This is a genomic window from Sphingomonas sp. 2378 (assembly GCF_038084995.1).
Lineage (GTDB): Bacteria > Pseudomonadota > Alphaproteobacteria > Sphingomonadales > Sphingomonadaceae > Sphingomonas.
The window spans coordinates 16260-37535 of sequence record NZ_JAXCMJ010000017.1; the positions used below are offsets into that span (position 1 = coordinate 16260).

Sequence of the window (21276 nt, forward strand, 5' to 3'; positions counted from 1 at the left end):
CCGCCAGCCTAACGGAACCGGCTCCTCGCCATAAATCAGCTGATTGAGGTTGTGGTCTCGATCGCCATTCCCTTTCGCGAAAGCGCAAAGCTACCCGGCAACGAGCGACCGGACGCGATCGGCGACGGCGGGATCGACAGGGTTGTAGACGATCATGCCAAGATCGGGGCGGCCATCGACCGCGAAGCCCGAATATTCCAGCTCGATCGGCCCTAACTCGGGATGGCGGAGCCGCTTACTCCCCTCGCCGTGGAAGCGCACGTCGTTGTCCGCCCAGAGCGCCGCGAAGTCCGGGCTTGTCGCGCAAAGCTCGGTGACGAGCTGGCCGACTTCCGACACAGCACCGGCCCGCGCCGCATCGGCTAGAAAGGCGCCGACGACGAAACGGGCGGTGCTTTCCCAATCCTCCTGCGATCCGCGGATCCGGTCGTTGCAGAAGACGAGCCGCAATATGTTGCGCTCCTTAGGCGGCAGCGTGCCGTAATCGGTCAGCACGAGCGCCGCAGCCTGGTTCCACGCCACCACGTCCCAAGTCGCGGTCTTGATGATCGCCGGGCTGGCGATCATCATGTCGAGCAGACGTTGCAAGCGCGGCGTCACCGTATCGGTTGCCTTATAACGGACTTCGGGCGGGCGGCCGAGCGCCAGCATGAACAGATGCTCGCGCTCGGCGTCGGTCAGCATCAGCCCGCGCGCGATGCGGTTCAGCACGTCGGGCGAGGGTGCCCCGCCCCGTCCCTGTTCAAGCCAGGTGTACCAAGTCGGGCTGATGTTGGCGCGCTGCGCCACCTCCTCGCGTCTCAGGCCGGGGGTCCGGCGACGCTGTGTCGAAAAGCCGAACGCGTCCGGATCAAGCCGGCTACGGCGATCCTTCAGATAGCGGCCGAGACCATTGTCGAAGTCAGTCGCCATCGTCTTCCCGTTAGTAACTATAATAGGATACCCTCACTACTTTTACGGGATAGCGCGTGGATTGATATGGCTGCATCTGCCATGGAGAATGTTCGATGCGCGTGTTTCTGACCGGGGCGACCGGCTTTATCGGCTCCCACATCATCCCCGAGCTGCTGGGTGCCGGGCATCGCGTGTTGGGCCTCACCCGATCGGATGCTGGCGCTGACGCGCTGGTTGCGGCGGGGGCCGAGGCGCATCGGGGCGATATCGAGGATCTGGAAAGCCTGACAGAAGGCGCGGCCGCCTGCGACGGTGTGATCCACACGGCGTTCGACCATAATTTTGCGGACTTCCTGGAAAACTGCCAGAAGGATCGGCGTGCCATCGAGGCGCTGGGCGCAGGCCTGGAAGGTACATCCAAGCCGCTCATCATCACGTCCAGTACCGCCATGGGATCGACCGCACTGGGCGAGCCGGCATCGGAGGATGTCTTCAATGCCTATAGTCCCAACCCGCGGGTAGCCTCCGAATTGGCAGGGGAGGCGCTGTACGGGCGCGGTATCCACGTCATCGTGCTGCGTAACTCTCAGATCCATGACACCCGCAAGCAAGGGTTGGTCAGCGACCTCATCGGGCTTGCCTGTAAGAAGGGCGTCTCAGCCTATGTCGGCGAGGGCGCCAACACATGGTCGGCCGCGCACGTTCTCGACACCGCCCGTCTTTACCGGATGGCGCTGGAGCGGAACGAGGCCGGCGCGCGCTACCATGGCACCGCTGAAGGCGCGATCAGCTTGCGCGACATTGCCGAGGCGATCGGCCAGACGTTCGGCCTGCCGTTGAGGTCCGTGAGCACGGACGAGGCTGGTGCGCATTTCGGCTGGCTTGCAGCATTCGCATCGAAGGACATGTCAGCATCTAGCACGTTGACGCGGAAGCATTTGGGTTGGCAACCCGAAGGTCCGACTTTGCTCACCGACATCTGCGGTATGACGGCCGCAGGCTGACGTATTCCTCAGTCCGTATTTATCGACGGGTACTCATGCGGCCTAGCAACGCCGCGTGGCTACTTCCAACCTTCTCGGAATGTCACTTAATGGGTTTTTGGGAAGCCGTTGGCCTCCCCGTTTCACCATCCCATTGGGAAGCTGCCGGAGCCGATTACAGGGATAGACGATAGCGCCGCATGTGGAGGTCGCCCCGTGCATATAGGTCGCTGTCGACCGGGACTGCTAATGTTCCCTCAAAGCTGGCTCCGGCCTTTTCCAACGTGCGGCAAGAGGCAGTATTGTCCGGCCGAACGGTGACCCAGATTTCGTCGAAACCGTGGTTCCGAGCGATCGGCCCCAATGCCGCCAGCGCCTGGCTCGCATAGCCGTGCCCTCGATGTTCCGGCTCGACCTTGTATCCCACATGCCCGCCATACAGGCGCATGTAATCAGTATTGCCGAGGCGAAGTTGGATTGTGCCAACCACTTCGCCGCCAGCAATTATGTCGTAGAACTCGGCCGGTGCCCAACCACGCTCCGGGTCAGCCTCCGTCATCTTCTGCAACCTCAACGTGACCGCCATAAACGCCTCTGCTACCGCACAGCCTTCATGTTTTCGGCCATATTGCTTACGTCGGTCGCTTTCATTCTCTTTCCTGAAACTCGATCCTTGTGGAAAAGCCGCCTCACTCAAATTGCCGGGTTCATCTGCGCCGACACGCTATCGGCCATGTGCGCCGTCACCCGCATATCGACGCCGGAACGGTTTGATTTCACCCCACTGCCGACCAGCGGAACGTAGTGACGATCGGCCAAGTGTAGGACGATTAGCGTCCGACGGATTGCCGTCCATGCCATCCGCTAAAAATGGGTGGCATGGACGAGGTCATCGCGTTTTGGTCTTCGCCTCCTTCTTTTTCGACTGAGCCCTCGGCTTTCGTAACAGCATTTCGCGCATCGGGTCGGTCGCCAAGGGCGAAATCATCATGCCGACGTTCTGCGAACCGCGAGCGGCAGCAATGTCGTCGGCCATGGCGGAGGATGGCGGCTTATTATGTCCGATGTCACCGTGGATCGGCGATACGCCATGTGCTCGCCCCAAAACCGCAGCCACTTCTTCGGGCACTCGGCTCGTATCCCGGAGGATCTTGGGCAAGATACCCGCCTTCGCCTTATGGTACCCCATGATCGCGTCCCACTTATACTGCCGGTAATGCGCGATGTCGTCCCCACGGGCGTTGAGCCACAAATGGGCCTGATAGCGCGCCGTATAGCCCAGCTCGCCCGGCTTCGGCCGATCGGCAACCAGCGCAAGGGCTTTCTTGCGCAGCGTGTTTCCCGACTTCTCCTTGAGGATATCGTCCATCGCGAAGGGGCTGAACGCGTCGAGCGAATCTTCGTTCTTGCCCTGCGCCTGCCGCAACAGCCAGACCGCGGCAGCCGGGTTGTTCTCCGTCATCCATGCATAGCTGATCGTCGCGATCGCCCAGGACACGCGCCGCATCGACATGGTGCTGAGTCTCCGTCCGCCCGGCCGGCAGCGACAGTTCCAGTCCTGGGCCGTCATCATGATCTCCACCAGCCCGACCGAGGCGTGCTGGCGCCAATCCAGCCCCCAATATGTCGCGGCGGGGCGGTTCTGGCGCGACCATCCGTGATCATTGCGCTGTTCCAGCCAGAAGGCGGGATGTGCCTCGAAATCGCGGGCGATCGCCTTGGCCTGCTGGGGCGTGGCGGGCGCGATATCGAGACCCTCCCGCTCTTCGGCCACCGCCGACAGACTTGCGGCGCAGACCTTGGCCCAGGCCGCTGCCGCTTCGGCATCGCCGCGCTGCAGGATGGTCCCCGGCGCACTCAGGGCGATCGACTGATAGGGCAGCATCTCGATCGCCCGCTTGATCGCTGACGGTTGATGGGGACCGCCCGCCAGCGGGACGCGGGGCACGAAGCGCCGCGTCGAGAGCTCGATGCCTCCGTCGAATGCCATGACGAGAAGCCCGTCGTGGTTGACGGCCAGGCGGGCAAGTTCGGCGTAAAGGACGGCGACGAGGAAGGGCGGGAGATAGTCTGCCTCCGGCGCTTTCCACAACGCGCGCACGCGGTCGGGCCACGGATCATCGGCAATCGTCGGGCGCAGCGCGATCGCGCCCTTGAAGTCCTTGGCGATCACCCGGTCGAAGACCGCACGGTCGCGCAGTCGCAGGTCGTCGAGATAGATCGCCAGGTCGCGGGGCGAATGACCGACCAGCGTGACCAGATGCTCGGCACGTCCGCAATGCGCGGCCATGCTGCTGACGGCGAAAGGGTCATGGCCCATGGCGCGAGAATCGCGCGGGCGGATCAGGATCTGCCGCCAGATCGATCCGCCGAGTTGCGCCGCGGTCATCGTACCGTCGATGATCGCAACGGCGCCTTCGGGCAGCGGGTCCAGGTCGATGGGAAGGCGGTGTGGCGTGCGGGCAATTCCGCAGCGATCGGTCAGCGGCTGGCCCGGCACCCAATAGTCCCAGCCACACCGCAGACCGACGGACGGATCAATGCCGTCGTCGAGGCCGGCCTGCGCGACCGCTGCGGCGATTTCGTCGATGATGCTCATGAATCGTCTCCCGCGTTCACGTTACCTTGCTGGATGTTGAGGGATCGTATGTCGCCGCGCGCTTGCTCGATCGCGCGGGCCAATGCCGCGTCGTAATCCGCAAGCCACGCTTCCTGCGCCGCCGTGATGGCCACCAGCGCTTCGGCGGCGGTCGCCAGATCGTGCCAGTCCTTTTCCGATCCCGGCGGGGTCGCACCCAGAGCGATCTCGATCCGCTGCATCCAGCCGATCAGCTCCTCGGCACGACGCGCCAGCGCGTCGTACCCTTGGAAGCGCTCGACTCGAGGGCCGACGATGACCGAGCGGAATTCGTCGAGGATGTCGGTCAAGCGTTGCGTCAGGCTGGGCGCTCACCGAGCGAGGAGATATGGAAAAGTCGAACGATCCCTTCGACGTAGAGCTTGGATCGCGGGTCCGAGCCCAACGTCTGCTGATCGGCATGACTCAGAGGGAGCTGGCGATCGCCATGGCGGTTTCATTCCAGCAGCTCCAAAAGTACGAGAGCGGCGACAATCGCATGTCGGCCAACAAGGTCTATCTCGCGGCTGCGGCGCTGAGGGTGACGGTCGGCTACCTCATGGGTGAACCCACCCCGACCGCGAAAGATCACCTGGATGTCGCTATCGGCCTGCCTGGCACCAATCAACTGTTCGACGCTTGGCGGCGGATTGACAGCGAACGTGACCGGCGGATCCTCATCAGCCTTGCAAGGAAGTTGGCGGCGCCGGTGAAGGCGTAGAATTCATGTTGGAGTTGACGCCGACCCCCAAGTCGATCGAACCGGGTCAAATCGCGCAACTGACTCCGCGCGAGTATCAGGTGCTGCTCGCGGTCGGTCGAACCGGCACCTCCAAGGAGATCGCCATCCAGCTCGGCATTTCTCCCAAGACCGTCGATAAGCATGCCGAGAGCGCAAGCCGTAAGCTCGGGATCAGGAAGCGTGTCGAGGCAGGTCGAGCCTTGGTCGCGTACCATCTACGGAGAAAATCAGTAGGGGAATCGCTCCCCATTCAACGAGCCGCCGATCCGGCCTTTCCTTCGTCGGGGAAGGGAGGATCACATGCGCCACCAGAGCCAAGCGCCGCCGAACGCGAGTTGGGACGCTCTGGAGGCGCTGTTCGGGAGCCTCGCGGAGACACCCTATCAACGGGAGGCGATATGCTGGTTAATCACATCGACGCGGGAACAGGCCCCCTACTTGTCGAAGCAGGATTTGCTCCGCGAGATCATCAGCGTCGGACTGGTGCTGTTGCCGATCGAGGATCGCCCCTCCGATTGGCCATGGCTTCGTGGACCGTCGAAGCCGCCCTTCTCGAACTCGTCAAGGTGCTCGGCATCGCCGTCCTGATCGGCATGCTACTCACTGGCGCCTTGGGCTTTGTCGGCAGCACGCAGATTTTTCTTCAGCAGATCGATCGGCAACTCACCGGCCGGTAGTCGCACGGTTTTCCTCGTAAGAGGCCACAGAATCCCGCCGCTGGCGGAGGAAGGATCCCCTATGCAACGACTGGAGGTCGGACAACGCATCGCTACGGCCTTGTTCGAAAGTGAAAACGCCATCGACGCCGCTCTGATCAAGGCCTCGGACCTTATCAGCCTGATGTCGACCATCCGCCTCGAAAATCAATACTCGGCGACCATAGCCGCCGCGGCCATGGAAGGCGCCTGTGCGACCATCCGCGCCCTCGGCGAAGCCCGCACACATCTCGTCGGTGCGCACGGCGTCCTTGATAAAGACAAGGCGCTGATCGGGCTCGGCCAGGTCCGTCTCGCCGGCACGGGCATGGGCAAACCCGAACACGATGTTCCGCGCTCGACCGGCCTGCACGTCGTCGGTTGACGCCCTCGGCATTTGGATCGACGCTACCCCATGACGTGGGAGAGCCGCCTTGTGTTTATGCAGACCCCGATCCAAATCGTCGGCCTCGTCGCGACGATCATCGTGTGCGGACTGACATTATGGATGGGTTCCACGAAAGCAAAGAAGGCGAGCATCGCCGGGGCAGTCGCCTTCGTAGCGACGCCTCTGGTGCAGAACTGGAAAGACTGGTCCGATCCGCAATGGAACATCTTTGCTGTCGATACCGCATTCCTTGTCTTTCTGGTCTTCCTGGCCATGACCGGCAGCTCTTGGTGGCTGCGGGTCATGATCGCCGCCCAACTGCTCACCGTGATGTCTCATATTACGATGGCGGTGAACCGCGAGGTCCTGGCGCGGGCCTACGCCGCTACCACCTACTTGCTTTGGTTCGTTCTCTTGGCAGCTCTCGCCTCGAGCCTGATCCGTCCACACAGGACTGCCCCGCGCGCCTCGTGAACGACGGCGACGGCGCGGGTGGCTACAATCGGCTGTTGCGATAACACGACGGCGAAACGCCCATGTACCTCTGAAAATGGGTGCTGAAATGACCGTGACTCGGAAAGCCCAGGTCGTAGGCGATCGCGGTGATCGGCCTGTCGCTGGTTTGTAGCATATCCTTCCCGTCGTCCCTGGATACAGCGACGGAGGACGCCGTGGACGACGACCCGAACACCCGCGCCGCGCGCGCCAAGCGCGGCAGCCCCTTCCTCAACACCGCGCAGGCCGCCTTCTATATCGGCCTCGCCAAATCCACGCTGGAGCTGATGCGCCAGCAGGGCGGCGGCCCGCGCTATCGCCGCCACGGCCGCTTCATCCGCTACCATATCGACGACCTCGAACACTGGTCGCTGACCAACCGCGACCCCGCCTCGCGGAGCGGCCGGGATGACTGAGCCCCGCCTCCCGTCGCCGGTCCGCTGGCAGCCGCCGCTCCGCCGCGACCGGCGCGACCGGGCGCGGCGCTGGCTCGTCGCCACCGCCGCCGGCCTCGCCCTGGTCGGGCTCGCAGCGGGCGTCGCCGCCTTCGCGCCCGCGCCGCGCCTGATCTGGAATCCCTCCGCCAGCGCGCCGGTCGGCCTGTGGCGCATCCACCCCGGCGAGCCCGTTCGCGTCGGCGACATGGCGCTCGCCCGCACCCCCGCCGCCGTCCGCCGTCTCGCCGCCGAGCGCCGCTATCTGCCGATGAACGTGCCGCTGCTGAAACGCGTCGCGGCGGCGGACGGCGACGTCGTCTGCGCCCTCGGACCCTGGCTGTTCGTCAACGGCGACCGCGTCGCCACACGCCGCGAAGCCGATCGGCGCGGCCGTCCCTTGCCCTGGTGGCATGGTTGTCGGACACTCGACGGCGACACGATCCTGCTGCTGATGGACGCGCCGGACTCCTTCGACGGGCGGTATTTCGGGCCGGTCTCGCAGTCTTCGGTGATCGGCCGGGCGACGCCGCTATGGCTCCGCTGAAAGGCGTCGTCCTGGCCGCGCTGCTGGCGGCGACGGGGCCGGCGGCGGCAGTCGCCGCCGCGGCGCCCGCCGCGCAGAGTCCGGTTCCTTTCCCTCCCGCCGCCGAACGGTGGCGTCCGCTGATCGCCGAGGCGTCGCGGCGTTTCGGCGTTCCCGAGCCCTGGATCGCGGCCGTCATGCAGGCCGAAAGCGCCGGCCGCACCCATCTGAACGGCCGTCCCATCGTCAGCCGGGCGGGGGCCATGGGGCTGATGCAGGTCATGCCCGACACCTATGCCGAGATGCGGCGACGCCATGGTCTCGGTCCCGACCCCTACGACCCGCGCGACAACATCCTGGCGGGAACCGCCTATCTCCGCCTGATGCACGACCGCTTCGGCTATCCCGGTCTGTTCGGGGCCTACAACGCCGGACCCGGCCGCTACGCCGAACATCTGGCGACCGGGCGGCCGCTTCCCGCCGAGACCCGCGCCTATATCGCCCAACTCGCCCGCACGCCCGCCGATCCGGCCCTGCCGCCCGCGATCCTCTCGGGCGAGCGGCTGTTCTTTCCCGTCGGACGCACCCCGTCCACGCCCGCGCAAGGGGACGCGCCGCCGACGTCCGGCGGCCTGTTCGCGATCCAGCGCAAGACCCCGGCCCAACCCTAGCGCACCCGATCCGGCCGCCCGTTCCCACCCTGCCGTCGTCACGCTGCGGCGGGCGTCGGGACAGGGGCTGTCTGCTCAGGACGGCCCAGCATCCGGGGCGGAACGGGCCGCGTCAAGGACGACGGGGCCCCACCATTTTTCCCGGCGGATCGTGGTCGTCGCACCCCCTCGACAGGGTGCGCCGCCGGGAAAAATCGTGACCCCCATCGCCGCTGCGCGGTCGCGGACGCGATTGCGTCCGCGATCCCTGACCCGGCCCGCTCCGCCCCGGAAGGCGACGTCATCCTTCACCAGAAACAGGAGACGACGATGACGCTCTTACACCACATCGAGGAACTGCGGGCCGAGCTTTGGAACTGCAACGACGGCGAGGAATGCCGCCGGATCGAGGCCGAATTGCAGGCCGCCGAGAGGGAGAAGGCGGCGCTGGACGAGGCGTTCGAGGCCTGGCTGGCGAACCCGGACTGAGCGGGTTCCATCGGGAGAAGCGGCGTCGCAAGGCGTCGTTTCTCCCTCTTTCCGGTGATCGTCGGACGCCCGGCTTCCCGACGAAACCGTGACGCCGTGGAGGTGGCGGAGGCGGCGGAAAGGCGCTGAGGGCCGGAGGATGGGTAAGGCGCGTGTAAGGCAAGATGAAACAACAGCGCCACTTCTCCGAAGCGCGCTGCAAGTGTCTGTCTGCACATCGGTTTTTATGGCGCCGATGGCGCCATGATCCGGCACATGGCGCCATGCGCCGCTCAAAGCCAGCATTTGCGGGGCTTTCGGTAGCGCCAATAGGCAAGGGGTTTGCGACGGGCCATGTCGATCCTGAACGGCCCGGATTCGCGGCCGACCGGAGACCCCGCCATGCCCGTCGATGACGATTTCGAACCCCGCCTCGGCCGCCTGGGCGCCCAGGGCAAGGCGCGCGGTCGCAGCTTCGTCGGTCAGGTCATGAAGGCGGCCAATCTGGCGCGCGGCGGACGGGCGGCGGGACCGGGGCGACGTGGCTTCACCGGCGCGCGGATCGGCCGAGGATCCGGCGTCGGCCGGGTGCTGGCCTCGCGCGACCGTTTCGCCGCCTTCCGCCAGCGCCGCGTCGTCATCAAGTCGCGCATCGTCCGTCTCGACGGCGCCAAGGGCCTCGATCCCGCCCGCGCTCATCTGCGCTACATCCAGCGCGACGGGGTGACACGCGAGGGGGAGCCCGGCCGGCTCTATTCGGCCGAGGCGGACCAGGCAGACGGCCGCACCTTCCTCGACCGCCAGGCCGGCGACCGTCATCAGTTTCGCTTCATCGTCTCCGCCGAGGACGGCGCCGAATACGATGACCTCAAGCCCCTGACCCGTCGCCTCATGGCGCAGATGGAGCAGGATCTCGGCACCAAGCTCGACTGGGTAGCGGTCGACCATTTCAACACCGGCCATCCCCACACGCACGTCATCGTCCGCGGCAAGGACGATCGGGGCAAGGATCTGATCGTCGCCCGTGAGTATCTGACCCAGGGGATGCGCGAGCGCGCCGCCGAACTGGTGTCGCTCGACCTGGGGCCGCGCGCCGACATCGAGATCGCCGACCGTCTGCGCGCCGAAATCGGACAGGAGCGGCTGACCTCGATCGACCGTCGGCTGATGCGCGACAGGGATGAGGGCGGGATCGTCGCCGCCGTCGATCGCGACCCCTTCCAGCAGACCCTGCGCGCCGGGCGGTTGCAGACGCTCGGCCGGCTCGGCCTGGCGCAGGATCTGGGCGGCGGTCGCTGGCGGCTGGAGCCGGGGTTCGACGAGACCCTGAAACGGATGGGCGAACGGGGCGACATCGTCCGCACGATGCAGCGCGCCTTCACCGCCCACGGGATCGAGCGTCCGACCGGCTCGGCGAAGCCCGCTCGGTCGCGCCGGCGATCCAGAACTACAAGCCGACGGACGGACAGATCGCCTGGCATCTCGGCCGCTTCATCACGGACGTCCGCTCGGTCTCCACCGACCCCGTTCTGGTCAAGAAGAACTGGCTCGACGCCTACGACTTCACGACCGACCGGGCGGCCCTGTTCCTCAACGACCATGCCCGCGCCAACGACCCGTTCGGCCAGATCGGTCAGCGCAGCGTCTCGGTGCAGGTGACGAGCGTGGTCCGGGCCTCCGATCGCAGTTTCCAGGTCAAGTGGGTCGAACAGACCTATGAGCGCGGAAGCCTGGCCCGCACCGAACGCTGGACCGCGATGCTGACGGTCGTGATCCGGCCGCCCCGGACCGCCGACGCCCTGCGCCGCAATCCGCTCGGCCTGTTCGTCGACGCCATCGACTGGTCGCGCGAGCTGGACCCGGTCGCGACCGCGACGGGGACAACATCCGAGGCGGCGGACAGACGGTCGGCTCAGTCGGAACCGGCGGGAGCCTCGCCCGAGACCATGACATCGCCGCCGCCGCTCGACACCACCCCCGATCCTGAAGGAGTCAGACCATGATCCGTTCCACCATGGCTGGGGCCTCGGCCCTGGCGCTCGCCGCCTGCGCCGGCACGACCCCGCCGCCCGCCATCACCTACGACGCCGCCGACTTCAAGCCGGCGGTCGCCGTTCCCGAGCCGCCTCGGCCGGTCGAGATCGTCGAGGTGCCGACGCCCCTGCCGCTGCCGGGGCAGTTGCAGCCCGCACCGTCGGGGCGCTCTCGATCAGTGCGACCGGAGGCCGGAACACCGACCGCCCGCGTCGAGGCGGCCAACCGCGCCGCGACCCAGGAACCGTCAAGCGCGGGCTACATCAACGCCGTGCAGGTCTATCCCTGGACCGAAGGCGCGCTCTACCGGCTCTACGCCGCCCCCGAGCGGGTCTCGGACATCGCGCTTCAGCCAGGGGAGCGGTTGGTCGCCGTCTCGGCGGGGGACACCGTGCGCTGGGTGATCGGCGACACCACCAGCGGCGTCGGCGATCAACAGCGCGTCCATGTGCTGGTCAAACCCTTCGCCGCCGGCCTCGCGACCAATATGGTCATCACCACAGATCGGCGGGCCTATCATCTGGCGCTGCAGAGCACCGACACGACGGCGATGGCGGCGGTGTCCTGGACCTATCCGGCGGACCGACTAATGGCGCTCCAGCGTCAGAACGCCCGCGCCGAGGAGACGCGCCCCATCGCGGACGGCGTCGCCCTGACCAATCTGCGATTCCGATATGTGATCACCGGCGATCGTCCGCCCTGGCGGCCGGTGCGCGCCTGGGACGACGGCGCCAAGGTCTATATCGAATTCCCCGGCCGTCTCGATCAGGGCGAAGCCCCGCCGCTGTTCGTGGTCGGTCCGCAGGGCGACGCGCAGCTGGTGAACTACCGCGTCAGCGGCAACCACTACATCGTCGATCGGCTATTCGCCGCCGCAGAGCTGAGGCTGGGCGAGAACCCGCAGCAGGTGGTCCGGATCGGCCGAACGGACGTCGCCAACGAGCGGGTCGCTCAGGGCCGGAGGGCGCGGCCATGACCGACACGCCCGACGATCCCAACGGGCCGGTAACGGCGGCTCCTCCGAGCGCGCCGCCGTTGAAAGAGCCAGCGGAGGCCCTGACCCTTCGGGCCGCGCCGCGCCGCATCGTCCGCTTCAAGCGCGGCGTGGTCATCGGCGGCGCGGCGACGGGCGCGCTGGCCATCGCCGGCGTCGCCTGGATGGCCTTGGGGCCGAGCGCGATCCACGTCGTCGATCAAGCCGACGATGGGGTGATCGCGGATCGCCGCACGCCGCCTGACGCCGTCGCCAATCTGCCCGGCGACTATGGCGCGACCCCGAAGCTGGGTCCGCCGCTGCCCGGCGATCTCGGGCGACCCATCCTCGACCGTCAACGCCGGCTCGAAGCCGAGCATGAAGCGGCTCGGGGAGGCGAGGCGGCATCGACGACGCCACCTCAAATGACGCCGCAGAAGCAGGCGGCCGAAGCCGAGCGCCAGCGTCTCGCCGCCCAGGCCAACCAGGCGCGCGAGGCCGGCGTGGTTGTCCAATCCGCCGCGCGCGCCGCAGTCCCGATCGCCGCTGTTGCCGACGTCCCGGCTGCGCCGATCCAGGGTGGGACGGCGGCGGCCGATGGCGGCGGCCGTATCGCTCTCGACCCCGAGCGCGATCCGAACGGCCAGCAGCGCAAGCTCGACTTCATCGACCAGCGGGCCGTGGATGGCGTCTACAACAACCATGCGCTCCAGACGCCAGCTTCGCCCTATCAACTGATGGCGGGCAGCGTCATCGCCGCTAGCTTGATCACCGGCCTGAACTCGGACCTGCCGGGGCTGGTGACGGCCCAGGTGACGGAGACCGTCTATGACACCGTGACCGGGCGGATCGTTCTGATCCCTCAGGGCTCGCGGCTGATCGGCAGCTACGACAGCGTCGTCGCCTTCGGGCAGAACCGGGCGCTGGTGGTCTGGCGGCGGATCATCCTGCCGGACGGCGCCTCCATCCAGATCGACAACCTGCCCGCCACGGACGCCGCCGGTTACGCCGGGCTGGAGGATCAGGTGGATCACCACACCTGGCGGCTGCTCAAAGGCATCGGGCTCGCCACGCTCCTCGGCGTCGGCACGGAACTGACGCTGGACGACGAAAGCGACTTGGTCCGGGCCGTGCGAGAATCCAGCCAGCAGTCCGCCAGCCAAGCCGAGCAACAGCTCGTCGCCAAGAACCTCAACATCCAGCCCACCCTCCGGGTCCGTCCCGGCTGGCCGCTGCGCGTGATCGTCCACAAGGATCTCGTGCTGCGTCCGTGGGCGGGCCGATAGGAGAAGCCCCATGCTCAAACTCGCCAAACTTCCCGATCGGACGCCGGTGAAGATCACCATCACCGTCATGCCCGATCTGAACCGGGCGCTGTCGGATTATGCCGCCGTTTACAAGGAAGCCTATGGAGAAAAGGCCGAGGTCGCGGATCTGATCCCGTTCATGCTCGACGCCTTCCTCGCCGGCGATCGTGAGTTCGCCAAGGCGCGCAAGGGCGTGCCTCCTGAAATCGGGAAGGCATGAGCGTGGACGTCATCGGTCGTTTCAAACCTTCCAAGCAGGGCGGATGGGAAGGCCGCCTCCACACCCTCACGCTCGACCGGAAGATACGGATCGTACCGAACGACAGTCGGCCGACCGAGCGTGCGCCCACGCACCTTGTCCTGCTTGGCTGGAGTCGGTGTGGCGAAGCTTGGTCGCGCCGCTCCAAGGGAGAGGCGCCGCGTGATTATCTACGGGTGGTGTTGCGCGATCCGGCGTGGCCGACCCCGCTGAGCGCGATGCTGTTCGTCGCGGACGATGGTACGAGCGCCGATCTAGCCGTGATTGCGACGGAGCAGGATCATGGCCGCTGAACCGCCCTCCCCTCCCCCCGTCCCAAGCCCGACCAACAACGACGAGCCTCCGGAAACAGCGTCTAAGAGCTGGGACACATGCGATACGCCCGTCCCTTCACTCGCGCGGGATAGGGCGCTGGAGGCCCCGATGATTGGAGCCTTGCGCCAATTGAGGACGATCCGTCGGCCCGAGTTGCACCAGATCGTCCCGCTCAGCGACACCACCATCTACGAGATGGAGCAGCGTGGTGAGTTTCCTCGCCGCTTCTATCTCACGCCGCGCTGTGTCGTGTGGGACTTGGCCGAGGTTCAGGCCTGGGTCGAGGCGCGCAAGCGAAGCGGGCAAAGCAACTCTGTGCCCGGAAACGGACCCGATGTCAGGCGTCGACGCACCCGTCCCGTTCGCCCCTAAGCCCGCTGGGGCTGCTGTCACACGTCCATTTCGGCTGGCAACAGATCGAACGCCGGAGGAAGCAGCGTCGGCAGGCGACGTCGGCCCTCCACCCAGGCGTCAATCATGTCCGCCCACTCCTGGAGCATGTGGCGGCGCTGAGGCTCATACTCGGCTTTATTGTAGACACCCCTCGACGAGCGACCGTCTTCATGGGCCAAGCACTTTTCGATCCAGTCGCTGTTGAAGCCCAGCTCGTTGAGGAGGGTCGAGCCGGTTCGGCGAAGGTCGTGTACGGTGAACGGCTCAAGCGGGAGTTTCGCTTTCTTCGCGCGCTCCACCACCGACATCGTAACTCGGTTGAACGTCGCTCGGGACATGGGCGCATCAGCGTCGTAGCGGGACGGTAACAGGAAGCGCGAGTTTCCTGCGCAGGTCTTCAACGCAATCATAATGTCCAACGACTGGCGCGACAGATAGACATTGTGCGCCTTCGACCGCTTCATCCGCTCTTTCGGGATCGTCCAGACGGCGTTCTCGAAGTCGACCTCATTCCACACGGCGTCCTGCAATTCACTCTTCCGAACCATAGTGAGAAGGACGAGACGAAGACCCAAGCGGATCGTGGGCAAGGTCGCGACGTTCTCAAGCTCCGTCAGCATCAAACGGATCTCGGTCGGCGAAAGCGAGCGATCCCTAGGCACGAACGTCGCGATGGATGACGGCCCCACCTCGGCGGCGGGATTGGTCGTCTTCTCGCCATGCAAGATCGCGAAGTCAAAAATCAGCTTCACGATGTCGCGGACATGAAGCGCGGTCGCAGGCGCTCCACGGCCTTTGACTTTCGCGCACATGGCGCGGACGTCCTCATGAGAGATTTCGCTCAATAGGCGATGTCTGAACGTGGGAAGGATATCGCGCTCGAAAACGGAGCGTCGCATGGCGCGAGTGCTGTCAGCCATGCGTGCTTCCTGAAGCCAGCGCTCCCCGAACTCGCCGAAGCTCTTGGCCTCTTTGAGCCTACGCTTCTCCCGCTGCTTTTCCCTGGCCGGTGAACGCCCTTCCGTGAGCGCCTTCCTTGCCTCGAGGCATTCCTCTCTCGCTCTCGCCAAGGAAAGAGCGGCGCGACCGTACCTGCCTATCGTAAGGGTCTCACGGCGACCGTTCAGGCGGTAGTCGAAACGGAAGGTGATCAAGCCCGTCGGAGCGACGGTGACGTATAAGCCGTCTCGATCCGCCACCTTGTACGTTTTATCTTTCGGTTTCAGTTGCTTAAGAGCGGTATCCGTAAGCATAGCGGCACCTCGCAACGGTAAAATCGGCCTCACCGCCTCCGATTTTACCGTCACAGGGATTTCAAGCAACAATAATAGTTTTTTCCCTAATAATTCAGCATGATAGACTTATATTTTTACCGTCACGACAGCAATTTCTCACGACGGTAAAACGGAATCGGCCCCTGACGGCGAGAAATTTTACCGCCAGCTTTACCGTCAAATTTCTCCGCTGGAGGGCGATAGCGACCGATAGTCGTCGTGAGAAATATCAGAAATTATCTTTTAACGCCTGTCACTTAGTGTTATGAAACGATAGCCTCGGAACCACCCCGGGTCACTCCCACTCGATCGTACCGGGGGGCTTGCTGGTATAGTCGTAGACGACGCGGTTGATGCCCTTCACCTCGTTGATGATCCGGGTCGTCACGCGCGCCAGGAAGTCGCCGGGGAAGTCGAAGGCCTGCGCCGTCATCCCATCCACCGAAGTCACCGCCCGCAGCGCCAGCACCGAGTCATAGGTCCGGCCATCGCCCATCACGCCGACCGAGCGCACCGGCAGCAACACCGCGAACGCCTGCCAGATGGCATCGTACAACCCGGCCTTGCGGATTTCCTCGAGATAGATGGCGTCCGCCTTGCGCAGGATGTCGCAGCGCTCGCGCGTCACCTCGCCGGGGATGCGGATCGCAAGGCCGGGTCCGGGGAAGGGATGGCGGCCGACGAACACGTCCGGCAGGCCCAGTTCGCGGCCGAGCACGCGCACCTCGTCCTTGAACAATTCGCGAAGCGGCTCGACCAGCTTCATGTTCATGCGTTCGGGCAGGCCGCCGACATTGTGGTGGCTCTTGATCGTCACCGACGGGCCGCCAGTGAAGCTGACGCTCTCGATCACGTCGGGATAGAGCGTGCCCTGGGCCAGGAACTCCGCGCCGCCGATCTTCCTGGCCTCGGCCTCAAACACGTCGATGAAGGTCTTGCCGATGAACTTGCGCTTGGCTTCCGGGTCGGTGACACCCGCCAGGCCGTCCATGAACAGGTCCTGCGCATCCACATGGACCAGCGGGATGTTGTAATGGCCACGGAACAGGCTGACGACCTGCTCGGCCTCGCCCTGGCGCAGGATGCCGCCATCGACGAACACGCAGGTCAGTTGGTCGCCGATCGCCTCATGGATCAGCAGCGCGGCGACCGACGAGTCGACCCCGCCCGACAGGCCGCAAATGACCTTGCCCGTACCGACCTGCTCGCGGATTTCGGCGATCTTGGCGGCGCGGAACTCGGCCATCGTCCAGTCGCCCGAGAGCCCGGCGACGTGGCGGACGAAATTGGCGATCAGCTTGGCGCCGTCGGGGGTGTGCACCACCTCCGGATGGAACTGCATCGCGTAGATGCGGCGTTCCTCATTGGCGATGATCGCATAGGGCGCACCGGGGCTCGTCGCCACGACCTGGAAGCCCGGTGCCAGTGCAGTCACCTTGTCGCCATGGCTCATCCACACCTGATGCCGCTCGCCGGTCTGCCACAGGCCGTCGAACAGGGTGCAGCCATTCTCGACCGTGATGAACGCCTCGCCGAACTCGCCGCTGTCGCCCTTCTCGACCTGGCCGCCCAGTTGCTGGGTCAGCGCCTGCTGGCCATAGCAGATGCCCAGCATCGGCAGGCCGCTGTCGAGGATCGCCTGCGGAATGCGGGGGCTGGTTTCGTCCACCACCGAGGCGGGGCCGCCCGAGAGGATGACGGCGGCGGGGTTGATCCGCGCGAAGGCTTCACCGGCCGATTGGAAGGGCACGATCTCGCTATAGACCCCCGCTTCGCGCACACGGCGCGCGATGAGCTGGGTGACCTGGCTGCCGAAATCGACGATGAGGATGCTGTCGGGGTGCTCCATGGCGGTCCGATAGCGATGTCTTTGTCGAAAATCTACCGGGCGGCGATGCTTTCCGCCGGGTCGATCGCGATCATCCGCACCGCCTGTGAATCGACACGGCAGCGGAACGGGCGGAGGCCTTCGGCGGCGTTCGCTTGTTCGCGCAGACGCAGCGTCCCGCGCACGAGCAACCCGTCGCCGAGCGGATCGACGGACGCCAGTTTGTCGAGCAGCGCATGGGCGTGGCTTCGCTTCCCCTCGTCCTCCGCCGCCAGGATACAGGCGCGGACAGCGGCTTCCTCGTCGATCTCGGCACGGGGGGCGGAGGGGGTCTCCACCGCACGGACGGGTGTGGTCGGATCGGCCCCGGGCGCGCTTCCCGGCCGCGAGGCACCAGGCTGGTCTGGACGAAGGCCTGCCGCCTGCAAACCCATCCCCGCCACCATCAGCGCCGCCGTGCCGATCGGGTCCACCCTGTTCTGGTCGCGCTGATAATAGAGCGAGGTGGCGGTCGGCGTGGAGATGCCGGGGTTCCAGTTCGTTTGGGTAGCGCAGGCGCATAGCGATGCGATCGCCGTCAGGCTCGCGATGGTCGTGATCTTGCGCATGATGTGCCCCCCTTATTTCGCAGGAGAAACGAAGACCCCTTTCAGAATGCTGAACAGAGCGGCTGAGCACGCCCCTCCCGCAGGCGGGAGGGGATGGGGGAGGGAAGGCCACGAGCGATGGTCTCTGCGAGGCTCCTTGCCCTCCCCCCGGCCCCCTCCCGCCTACAGGAGGGGGAGCGCACTGTCGTCCGCGTCCAAGACAACAAAAAAGGGCCGCCCCATCGCTGGGACGGCCCTCTCTCGAAGGTCTTCGAGGCTCGCAAAGATTAGGCGGCTTCGTCGAAATCTTCCTCGTTCATGACCGGACCCGAATCCTGGCCCTTCGCCGAGACGTCGCGGTCGACGAACTCGATGATCGCCATCGGCGAGGCGTCCGACGCGCGGATGCCGGCCTTGATGATGCGGGTATAGCCACCGTTGCGGTCCGCATAGCGCGACGCCAGCGTGTCGAACAGCTTCACCAGCTGCGCGTCGTCGAGCAGGCGGGCATGGGCCAGACGACGGTTGGAGAGACCGCCCCTCTTCGCCAGCGTGACCAGCTTTTCGACATAGGGACGCAGTTCCTTCGCCTTGGCGACGGTGGTGGTGATCTGCTCGTGCTTGATGAGCGCTGCCGCCATGTTGCGGAAGAGCGCGATACGATGAGCCGAGGTACGTTGCAGCTTACGGCCGCCGACGCGATGACGCATGGGTAGTTCCTTCGTTCGTTAAGGGGCCGTGTCACGGTACCCCAGACCTGGTGACCGTTGAGGCCGTCACCTTCACCTATTCAAATCCTCCCCAAGCTTGCTTGGGGAGGGGGACCAGCGAAGCTGGTGGAGGGGCCGGGCCGAAGGACCGGATCACGGCAAAGCCGCAATCCTGACGTCGAACGGGTCGCCCGTGGGCGACCCGCCGGCCGGGCTTTCGCCGTCTCGCGGATAGCATCGCTATCCGCGTGCGGCTCAGCCCATGATCTCCTGTTCCAGCTTCTTGGCCATTTCCTCGATATTCTCGGGCGGCCAGCCGGGGATTTCCATGCCCAGGCGCAGACCCATGGACGACAGCACTTCCTTGATTTCGTTCAGCGACTTGCGACCGAAATTCGGAGTGCGCAGCATCTCGGCTTCGGTCTTGCCGACCAGATCGCCGATATAGATGATGTTGTCGTTCTTGAGGCAGTTGGCCGAACGCACCGACAGTTCCAGCTCGTCCACCTTCTTGAGAAGGTAACGATTGATCTGCTGCGCGTCGCTCTGCGGCTCGCCACCGGCGGCGGGAATCGCCGCCTGGCCCACGGGGGCCGCGCGGGTCAGCGCCGAGTCGTCGAAGTGCACGAACAGCGCCAGCTGGTCCTGGAGGATGCGCGCGGCATAGGCCACGGCGTCTTCCGGGGTGACGGTGCCGTCGGTTTCGACCGAGAGCGTCAGCTTGTCATAGTCCAGGTCCTGACCGACGCGGGTCGGGTCGACCTTGTACGACACCTGGCGAACCGGCGAGTAGAGCGCATCGACCGGGATCAGGCCGATCGGCGCATCGGCCGGACGGTTGGACGCGGCGGGGACATAGCCCTTCCCGATATCGGCGGTCAGCTCCATGTTGAGCGTCGCGCCTTCGTCGAGATGGCAGATCACCAGGTCCTTGTTCATGACCTCGATATCGCCCGACACGGCGATGTCGCCGGCCTTGACGGTGGCGGGGCCGGTCGCCGAAAGCTGGAGCCGCTTGGGGCCTTCGCCCTGCATGCGGATCGCGAGCTGCTTGACGTTCAGGACGATGTCGGTGACGTCTTCACGCACACCGGCCAGCGACGAGAACTCGTGCAGCACGTTTTCGATCTTGATCGAGGTGACCGCCGCGCCCTGGAGCGACGACAGGAGAACGCGGCGTAGCGCGTTGCCCAGCGTCAGGCCGAAGCCACGCTCCAGCGGTTCGGCAACGAACGTCGCCTTCCGCTTGCCATCGCCGCCCTTCTTTTCGAGCGCGTTGGGCTTCTTCAGTTCCTGCCAGTTCTTTGCGTTGACAGACACGTGGTTCCCCTGAGTTATGGGCCGGAACGGGGACGGTTCCAGCCGTGGAGAGAGGCATGGCCGACTCGTCAGCCGGCCATGGGAAGCATCAGACGCGGCGACGCTTGGAAGGCCGCACGCCGTTGTGCGGGATCGAGGTCACGTCACGGATCGAAGTGATCTGGAAACCGACCGCCTGCAACGCGCGCAGCGCCGATTCGCGGCCCGAACCCGGACCCTTCACTTCGACTTCCAGGGTGCGGACGCCATGCTCGGCGGCCTTCTTGCCCGCGTCTTCGGCGGCGACCTGGGCGGCATACGGGGTCGACTTGCGCGAACCCTTGAAGCCCATCATGCCCGCCGACGACCACGAAATGGCATTGCCCTGCGCGTCGGTGATGGTGATCATGGTGTTGTTGAAGCTGGCGTTCACATGCGCGACGCCGGCGGTGATGTTCTTGCGCTCGCGACGGCGAATGCGCTGCGGTTCACGTGCCATTGAATTCTATCCTGACCTGTATCTCTGATGCGGAGAGCGGGAAGCAGTCTGCCTCGCGCCGCCCTCCGGCGGAGAAAAAGTGATTTTCGTCCCCCGGACGAAAATCTTACTTCTTCTTGCCCGCGATCGGCTTGGCCTTGCCCTTGCGGGTGCGCGCATTGGTGTGCGTGCGCTGCCCGCGGACCGGCAGGCCCTTGCGGTGACGCAGGCCGCGATAGCAAGCCAGGTCCATCAGGCGCTTGATGTTCATCGCGGTTTCGCGACGCAGATCGCCTTCCACCGTGTGATCGGCGTCGATGGTTTCGCGGATCTGGAGGACTTCCTGATCCGAAAGGTCCTGGACGCGACGATCGGCGGCGATGTTCAGCTTGGCAGCGATCTGCTTCGCCTTGGCCGGACCGATGCCGTGGATATAGGTCAGCGCGATCAGAACGCGCTTGTTGGTCGGGAGGTTAACACCCGCGATACGTGCCATGAAACTTGTTCTCCTAGCTCCACGAAGCATGGCATGGCCGCACATGCTCCATCTCAACGCGATGGTTCCGCCACGCGGAAGCGCGACGCCCGCAAATCGCGCGTCGTCAAACCGGGGGTGGTGGAAGGATGGTCAGTTAGGGCCCGCGAAACCCTCTGTCAAGCGATCGGTTCCCGAAACGTCGCCGATTGCACCCGGCGAAGCGTCAGCCAGCGACGGAAGGACACGATCGCCCAGACGATCTCCACCACGCCGAACGGCCAGGCGCCCTGGAGAAAGCCATAAGCCGATCCCGCAGCGCACCCCAGGACGAAGCCCAGCGTCCACCAATGCGACCCCGCCTCCATCGCATAGCAGACGAGCGTGAAGGACACGGCAGCGAGGCCGAACAGAGAAAGCGAATCCATGGGCGGGATGTAAACGCCTGAGGC

28 protein-coding genes and 1 pseudogene are annotated in these 21276 nt (G+C 65.4%); 16 read left to right on the top strand and 13 right to left on the bottom strand.

Annotation, left to right across the window (positions count from 1 at the left end; genetic code table 11):
• Nucleotides 1–90: 90 nt before the first annotated feature.
• Nucleotides 91–912, bottom strand: coding sequence for a helix-turn-helix transcriptional regulator (locus SM191_RS10250; RefSeq protein WP_341506116.1), 822 nt, complete (start codon nt 910–912; stop codon nt 91–93).
• A gap of 95 nt (nt 913–1007) precedes the next feature.
• On the opposite strand from SM191_RS10250, the gene SM191_RS10255 reads away from it, so the two are divergent.
• Complete coding sequence (locus SM191_RS10255; RefSeq protein ID WP_341506117.1) at nt 1008–1898, top strand: SDR family oxidoreductase; 891 nt, start codon at nt 1008–1010, stop codon at nt 1896–1898.
• Between the two features lie 154 nt (nt 1899–2052).
• On the opposite strand, the gene SM191_RS10260 is transcribed toward SM191_RS10255, so the two are convergent.
• From SM191_RS10260 to SM191_RS10270, 3 genes are all read right to left on the bottom strand, one after another.
• A complete protein-coding gene (locus SM191_RS10260) occupies nt 2053–2574 on the bottom strand; it encodes a GNAT family N-acetyltransferase (RefSeq protein ID WP_341506118.1) in 522 nt (173 codons plus the stop codon).
• Between the two features lie 192 nt (nt 2575–2766).
• Nucleotides 2767–4476: a hypothetical protein gene (locus tag SM191_RS10265; RefSeq protein WP_341506119.1), complete on the bottom strand. Its 1710-nt coding sequence runs from the start codon at nt 4474–4476 to the stop codon at nt 2767–2769.
• Entirely contained in the window at nt 4473–4805 is a 333-nt protein-coding gene (locus tag SM191_RS10270) for a hypothetical protein (RefSeq protein WP_341506120.1), read from the bottom strand. The genes SM191_RS10265 and SM191_RS10270 overlap by 4 nt, the downstream gene beginning before the upstream one ends.
• Nucleotides 4806–4843: 38 nt before the next feature.
• On the opposite strand from SM191_RS10270, the gene SM191_RS10275 reads away from it, so the two are divergent.
• The 4 genes from SM191_RS10275 (at nt 4844) to SM191_RS10290 (ending at nt 6793) form a co-directional block, all read left to right on the top strand.
• A complete protein-coding gene (locus SM191_RS10275) occupies nt 4844–5215 on the top strand; it encodes a helix-turn-helix domain-containing protein (protein WP_341506121.1) in 372 nt (123 codons plus the stop codon).
• A gap of 5 nt (nt 5216–5220) precedes the next feature.
• The gene (locus tag SM191_RS10280; protein ID WP_341506122.1) at nt 5221–5913 is read left to right on the top strand and encodes a response regulator transcription factor; all 693 of its coding nucleotides are present in this window, start codon (nt 5221–5223) and stop codon (nt 5911–5913) included.
• A 61-nt stretch (nt 5914–5974) separates the two neighbouring features.
• Nucleotides 5975–6316, top strand: a complete 342-nt coding sequence (locus SM191_RS10285; RefSeq protein WP_341506123.1) for a hypothetical protein — start codon at nt 5975–5977, stop codon at nt 6314–6316.
• Between the two features lie 51 nt (nt 6317–6367).
• Nucleotides 6368–6793, top strand: a complete 426-nt coding sequence (locus SM191_RS10290; RefSeq protein WP_341506124.1) for a hypothetical protein — start codon at nt 6368–6370, stop codon at nt 6791–6793.
• Between the two features lie 22 nt (nt 6794–6815).
• Here the strand turns inward: SM191_RS10290 and SM191_RS10295 are convergent, their stop codons facing one another.
• Nucleotides 6816–6950 carry a helix-turn-helix domain-containing protein gene (locus tag SM191_RS10295; protein WP_341506125.1) on the bottom strand — a complete coding sequence of 45 codons (135 nt, stop codon included), beginning with the start codon at nt 6948–6950 and terminating at the stop codon, nt 6816–6818.
• A gap of 40 nt (nt 6951–6990) precedes the next feature.
• Between SM191_RS10295 and SM191_RS10300 the strand changes: the two genes are divergently transcribed.
• From SM191_RS10300 to SM191_RS10350, 11 genes and pseudogenes are all read left to right on the top strand, one after another.
• Nucleotides 6991–7230, top strand: coding sequence for a helix-turn-helix transcriptional regulator (locus tag SM191_RS10300; RefSeq protein WP_341506126.1), 240 nt, complete (start codon nt 6991–6993; stop codon nt 7228–7230).
• A complete protein-coding gene (locus tag SM191_RS10305; RefSeq protein ID WP_341506127.1) occupies nt 7223–7795 on the top strand; it encodes a S26 family signal peptidase in 573 nt (190 codons plus the stop codon). The genes SM191_RS10300 and SM191_RS10305 overlap by 8 nt, the downstream gene beginning before the upstream one ends.
• Entirely contained in the window at nt 7783–8445 is a 663-nt protein-coding gene (locus SM191_RS10310; protein ID WP_341506128.1) for a lytic transglycosylase domain-containing protein, read from the top strand. The genes SM191_RS10305 and SM191_RS10310 overlap by 13 nt, the downstream gene beginning before the upstream one ends.
• A 309-nt stretch (nt 8446–8754) precedes the next feature.
• Nucleotides 8755–8913: a hypothetical protein gene (locus SM191_RS10315; RefSeq protein ID WP_341506129.1), complete on the top strand. Its 159-nt coding sequence runs from the start codon at nt 8755–8757 to the stop codon at nt 8911–8913.
• Nucleotides 8914–10059: 1146 nt separating this feature from the next.
• Nucleotides 10060–10239 (top strand): annotated as a pseudogene (locus SM191_RS19855) (DUF3363 domain-containing protein); the annotation flags it as partial.
• A gap of 92 nt (nt 10240–10331) precedes the next feature.
• Nucleotides 10332–10895: a conjugal transfer protein TrbF gene (gene trbF / locus SM191_RS10325; RefSeq protein WP_445949842.1), complete on the top strand. Its 564-nt coding sequence runs from the start codon at nt 10332–10334 to the stop codon at nt 10893–10895.
• The gene (gene trbG / locus SM191_RS10330; RefSeq protein ID WP_341506130.1) at nt 10892–11902 is read left to right on the top strand and encodes a P-type conjugative transfer protein TrbG; all 1011 of its coding nucleotides are present in this window, start codon (nt 10892–10894) and stop codon (nt 11900–11902) included. Before trbF ends, trbG begins: the two co-directional genes overlap by 4 nt.
• Nucleotides 11899–13185, top strand: coding sequence for a TrbI/VirB10 family protein (locus SM191_RS10335; protein WP_341506131.1), 1287 nt, complete (start codon nt 11899–11901; stop codon nt 13183–13185). Before trbG ends, SM191_RS10335 begins: the two co-directional genes overlap by 4 nt.
• 10 nt (nt 13186–13195) lie before the next feature.
• A complete protein-coding gene (locus SM191_RS10340) occupies nt 13196–13426 on the top strand; it encodes a DUF2274 domain-containing protein (RefSeq protein WP_341506132.1) in 231 nt (76 codons plus the stop codon).
• Nucleotides 13423–13758: a DUF736 domain-containing protein gene (locus SM191_RS10345; RefSeq protein WP_341506133.1), complete on the top strand. Its 336-nt coding sequence runs from the start codon at nt 13423–13425 to the stop codon at nt 13756–13758. The genes SM191_RS10340 and SM191_RS10345 overlap by 4 nt, the downstream gene beginning before the upstream one ends.
• A 151-nt stretch (nt 13759–13909) precedes the next feature.
• Nucleotides 13910–14152, top strand: a complete 243-nt coding sequence (locus SM191_RS10350; RefSeq protein ID WP_445949840.1) for a helix-turn-helix transcriptional regulator — start codon at nt 13910–13912, stop codon at nt 14150–14152.
• A 17-nt stretch (nt 14153–14169) separates the two neighbouring features.
• Here SM191_RS10350 and SM191_RS10355 read toward each other — a convergent pair whose 3' ends face one another.
• From SM191_RS10355 to SM191_RS10390, 8 genes are all read right to left on the bottom strand, one after another.
• Complete coding sequence (locus SM191_RS10355; RefSeq protein ID WP_445949841.1) at nt 14170–15498, bottom strand: tyrosine-type recombinase/integrase; 1329 nt, start codon at nt 15496–15498, stop codon at nt 14170–14172.
• Nucleotides 15499–15742: 244 nt separating this feature from the next.
• The gene (guaA, locus tag SM191_RS10360; RefSeq protein ID WP_341506134.1) at nt 15743–17296 is read right to left on the bottom strand and encodes a glutamine-hydrolyzing GMP synthase; all 1554 of its coding nucleotides are present in this window, start codon (nt 17294–17296) and stop codon (nt 15743–15745) included.
• Nucleotides 17297–17328: 32 nt separating this feature from the next.
• Nucleotides 17329–17883, bottom strand: coding sequence for a hypothetical protein (locus SM191_RS10365; protein ID WP_341506135.1), 555 nt, complete (start codon nt 17881–17883; stop codon nt 17329–17331).
• Between the two features lie 266 nt (nt 17884–18149).
• Nucleotides 18150–18572, bottom strand: a complete 423-nt coding sequence (gene rplQ, locus SM191_RS10370) for a 50S ribosomal protein L17 (RefSeq protein WP_341506136.1) — start codon at nt 18570–18572, stop codon at nt 18150–18152.
• A 255-nt stretch (nt 18573–18827) separates the two neighbouring features.
• Nucleotides 18828–19892, bottom strand: coding sequence for a DNA-directed RNA polymerase subunit alpha (locus SM191_RS10375; protein WP_267434549.1), 1065 nt, complete (start codon nt 19890–19892; stop codon nt 18828–18830).
• Between the two features lie 88 nt (nt 19893–19980).
• Nucleotides 19981–20370 (bottom strand): 30S ribosomal protein S11, encoded by a 390-nt coding sequence (gene rpsK, locus SM191_RS10380; RefSeq protein WP_007405180.1) that lies wholly within the window; start codon nt 20368–20370, stop codon nt 19981–19983.
• Nucleotides 20371–20476: 106 nt separating this feature from the next.
• Nucleotides 20477–20845 (bottom strand): 30S ribosomal protein S13, encoded by a 369-nt coding sequence (gene rpsM, locus SM191_RS10385; protein WP_058718060.1) that lies wholly within the window; start codon nt 20843–20845, stop codon nt 20477–20479.
• A 158-nt stretch (nt 20846–21003) separates the two neighbouring features.
• The gene (locus SM191_RS10390; RefSeq protein ID WP_341506137.1) at nt 21004–21252 is read right to left on the bottom strand and encodes a hypothetical protein; all 249 of its coding nucleotides are present in this window, start codon (nt 21250–21252) and stop codon (nt 21004–21006) included.
• Nucleotides 21253–21276 lie beyond the last annotated feature (24 nt).